This is a genomic window from Streptomyces pathocidini (assembly GCF_001418495.1).
GTDB classification, from domain to species: Bacteria; Actinomycetota; Actinomycetes; order Streptomycetales; family Streptomycetaceae; genus Streptomyces; species Streptomyces pathocidini.
Map to the genome: position 1 here is coordinate 1 of NZ_LIQY01000709.1, position 3,851 is coordinate 3,851.

Consider the following 3,851-nt stretch of genomic DNA (forward strand, 5'->3'; position numbering starts at 1 on the left):
CGGGCAGCCCGGCGAGGGCGTCCAGCGCCCGGTCGGTGCCGTCCACCGCCAGCGGCACGCCCCGCTCCCGTACGAGCCGGGTCAGCTCCGCCCGGAACGCCGCCGACACGCGCTCGGGGTCGACCCGTTCGAAGCCGTCCAGCACCAGCTCGCCGATGTCGATGCGCACCGTGTCCCCGTACGCGCGGGTCGGCTCGTACGCCCGCGTCGAGTCGTAGGCCCGCGTGGACTCGTACGCCCGCCCCCGCGCTGCCTCGTTCAGACCCATCCGTGGACCTCCGAGGGCGTCAAGGAGCGTTCCAGCTTCAGGTATTCGCTGCGCGCCGCCGCGAGCATGTGCCGCATCTGCAGCCGAGTGCCCTCCTCGGCGGCGAGGAAGGCGCCCGACAGGGCAATGTTGCGGATCGAGCCGCCCGCCACGGTCAGCCGGGCCAGCAGCTCCGGGTCGATGCCCTTCGTCGGCGCCCGCGTCGGCAGCACCCGCCGCCAGATCTCGGCGCGCTCGGCCTCGCCGGGGAAGGGGAAGTCGACGACGAAGCGGATGCGGCGCATGAAGGCCGGGTCGAGGGCCTTTTTCATGTTGGTGGTGAGGACGGCCAGGCCCCGGTACGCCTCCATCCGCATCAGCAGATAGCTGACCTCCAGGTTGGCGTACCGGTCATGGCTGTCCTTGACCTCGCTGCGCTTGCCGAAGAGCGCGTCCGCCTCGTCGAACAGCAGCAGCGCGCCGCCGCGCTCGGCCGCGTCGAAGACCCTGCGCAGGTTCTTCTCGGTCTCGCCGATGTACTTGCTGACGACCTGCGACAGGTCGATGACGAACAGGTCAAGACCCAGCTCCTTGGCCAGCACCTCGGCCGCGAGAGTCTTGCCCGTGCCCGAACCGCCCGCGAACAGCGCGGTCACACCCAGGCCGCGGCGCAGGGTCCCGGCGAAGCCCCACTCCTGATAGACCGTGGCCCGCTGCCGTACGTGGGCCACGATCTCCCGCAGGATCAGCAACTGCCGCCCGGCCAGCACCAGATCGCCCCAGCCCGCCGCCGGCTCGATCCGCCGGCCCAGCTCGTCCAGGCCCAGCCGCGCCTCGGTGAGCCCGGCCCGCCAGGCCAGGCTCGGGGCGTCCAGCCCCTCCCCGCCGGGCAGCTCGCGGCGCACGGCCGCGGCGGCGGCCCGTACGACATGGGGCGGCAGCTGGAACTGGGCCACCAGTGCGCGCAGATCCTCCTCCGACACCCCCGGCACGTCCGCGAACGCCGCCGCCCACAGATCCAGCTGCTCCTCCGTGTCCAGCGCGGGAACGGTGACGCGCGCGCCGAGCGGCCGGGCGGACCGCCGCGGATCCGCGCTCGAGACGACGAGCGGAACGGCGGCGCGCTCGACGAACGCGTCCGCCGCCGCGGCCTGTTCACGATCCACCTCGCCGGCTTCCACCAGGAGCGCGGCGGGCAGCAGGATCGCCTCGCGCTGCCAGAGGCGGGCGAGGCGGTCGCGCTCGGTGGGATCGGCTGGCACGTCGTCGGCGGCCATCGCGTACAGCCCGAGGCCGCGGCGGTGGGCGCCCGCCGCGGCGATGTCGCGGCGCGTGCGCGGATCGCCGCCGACGAGCTCGGCGCGCAGCGGCGCGTCACTGCCGCCGGCCGCCAGCGCTGCGGCCACCCGGCTCGCCGCGAGGCCGTGGGAGGCGGGGAGCGCGGCGGGCACCGGCACGCGGCACAGCAGGCCGTGCAACCGGGCGTCGAGGTACGGCGAACCGACGAGGAAGTGCAGAATCCGCTCGTCGATCCGCAGCCGCGAGGTCGTCAGCCGCGTCTCGTCGTCCACCTCGACCAGCCGCCACCGCCGCAGCGGCGCCACCGGTGTGAGCGCGCCCCAGTGCGGCTCGCGGAGCGCGGCGAGGGCGAGCGAGAACGTCGGGTACGCCCGCTCGGGATCACCGCTCGCGGCTCCGCACCGGCTCGCTGCGGTGGGCTCCAACTCGGCCGCGGCGGCGAGCAGGACCACCTCGCGCTCGAAGGGGCTCAGCCCGAAGCAGGCGACGAGCGCGTCGAGCGCGGCGGGGCCCATGGGGCCGTCCGCCGCCCGGTCTGTCTCGGCGAGCCGGGGAACGGGCCCTTCGGATCGATCGGGTCCTTCGGCCCCATCGAGTCCGGATCCATCGAGTCCCTCGGATCCATCGTGCGGCGCCGGCTTGTTGGCGAAGGGGCCCGCGGGAGCGTTCCCGTCGGCCGGGTCCGCGCCCTCGGAGCCGTCCGCCGCGGCCCGCGTGGTGCGCGAGCGCCCGGCCGGTGCGCCGGTGCGGCCCCGGGACGCCCGCTGGGCGTGGGCGTCGACACGCGCCAGCACCGCGCGCACGGCGCCCACCAGCGCCAGCACGTGCGCGCCCGGCCCTGCCGACTCGCGGTCGGACTCTGCGGACTTGCGGTCGGGCTCCGCCGACTGGCGGCTCGGCTCTGCCGATTCGTGGTCGGGCTGTGCGGACGGGCGATGAGGCGCTGTTGACTCGTGGTTGGGCCTTGCCGATTGGTGGTTGGGCCCTGCTGGCTCGCGGTCGGGCTTCGCCGACCGGTGGCTCGGCTCTGCCGATTCGTGGTCGGGCTGTGCGGACGGGCGGTCGGGCGCTGTTGACTTATGGCCGGGCTCCGCCAGTTCGCGGCCAGGCCCAGCCGGCTTGTGGCCGGGCCGGGTTGGCTTGCTGCCTGGTCCCGCCGACTCGTGGCCCGGTTCCGTCGCCGGGTCGGGACCCGGTTCGTCGAGCGTGCCCATGTCCTCACCTGCCCCCATGTCCTGCCGCCGTGGCTCGCACGCGCTCAGCCCTCGTCGCCGTCCGCCGCAGGGCCGGACCGGCCGCCGCGTCGTGGCGCCCCGCCGGAGGCCTTCCGTGAACGGGCGGGCGAGGAAGCCGACTTGGCGGGCTTGGCTCCCGGGCGCTTCCTGGCCCGCGGCACGGCGGTCTCTTCGGCCGCCTCGGCTGCCTCCGCCGACCCGCCCTGCCCCGCCCGTCGCCGGGCTGCCGACTTCTCCGCCGCCCGGCCCCGCTCGCCAGTTGCCGGGCGCGTCGCCGTGTCGCGAGCCGCGCCGCCCCGCACCTCGGTTCCGGTGCCCGGACCGGCAGCTTCCGCGCCGGCCGCCTGCTCCGAGGCGCCCGCAGCTTCCGCACCGGCCGCTTCCTCCGAGGCGCCCGCAGCCTCCGCACCCGCCGCCTCCGAGGCACCGAGCGGCAGGACCCGTACGGTCCGCCGCTCCACCGGCTTCGCCGGAGCCGGCTGTTCGCGGCCCTCGATGAGGATCAGCGACGCCTGGTAGACGACCGACAGGGAGTACGGCGTCTGGTGGAGCATCCCCCAGAGCTTCGAGGTCTCGTCCACGTCCATCTGCGTGGGCGAGAACCGCACCTTCTGGATCGACTCGGCCAGGTCGCTGCCCGCGAGGTACGGGCGCTGGGCCGCCTCCTCGATCAACTCCCGTGACAGCACCGGGAGTTCGTGCAGTGTCCGCACCACGCAACCGATCAGCCGCTGGCCGACCAGCTCGGTCTCCTCCCCGTAGGCGCTGATCAGGAAGTGCAGATCGAGCGCCGCGGCCGCCCGCCGGAGGAGCGTGCCGTCCGAAGCGCGGGTGGGGAGGTCGCTGTTGCGCAGGGACGCGTTGGGCGTGAGCTGGTAGAGGAAGACGGTGATGGTCGGTTCGGTCGGCGGCTCGGCCGGGGGCTTGCGCGTCTCCACCGACACCGCCATGTCGATCTCGGGCCGCAGGTTGCTCTCGATCAGCAGCGCCAGGGCCTGCGTCACCGTCGCGACGGCGAGTCCGTTGCTCATGAGGTCCACCCCCGTCCCCTGCCGGTGCCCGTGCCCGTG

General features: G+C 74.8%; 3 protein-coding genes. All 3 read right to left on the bottom strand.

All coding sequences use genetic code 11. The features are described 5' to 3' along the window. Positions 1 to 268: hypothetical protein (locus tag AOK16_RS24700; RefSeq protein WP_055474310.1), on the bottom strand; the 268-nt coding region annotated here is incomplete at its 3' end. After that, a complete protein-coding gene (locus AOK16_RS24705) occupies positions 259 to 2,370 on the bottom strand; it encodes an ATP-binding protein (RefSeq protein WP_055474311.1) in 2,112 nt (703 codons plus the stop codon). The genes AOK16_RS24705 and AOK16_RS24700, both read right to left, overlap by 10 nt. A gap of 434 nt (positions 2,371 to 2,804) precedes the next feature. Beyond that, positions 2,805 to 3,851 (bottom strand): Pvc16 family protein (locus AOK16_RS24710; protein ID WP_240483741.1); only part of this gene is annotated, 1,047 nt, incomplete at its 5' end.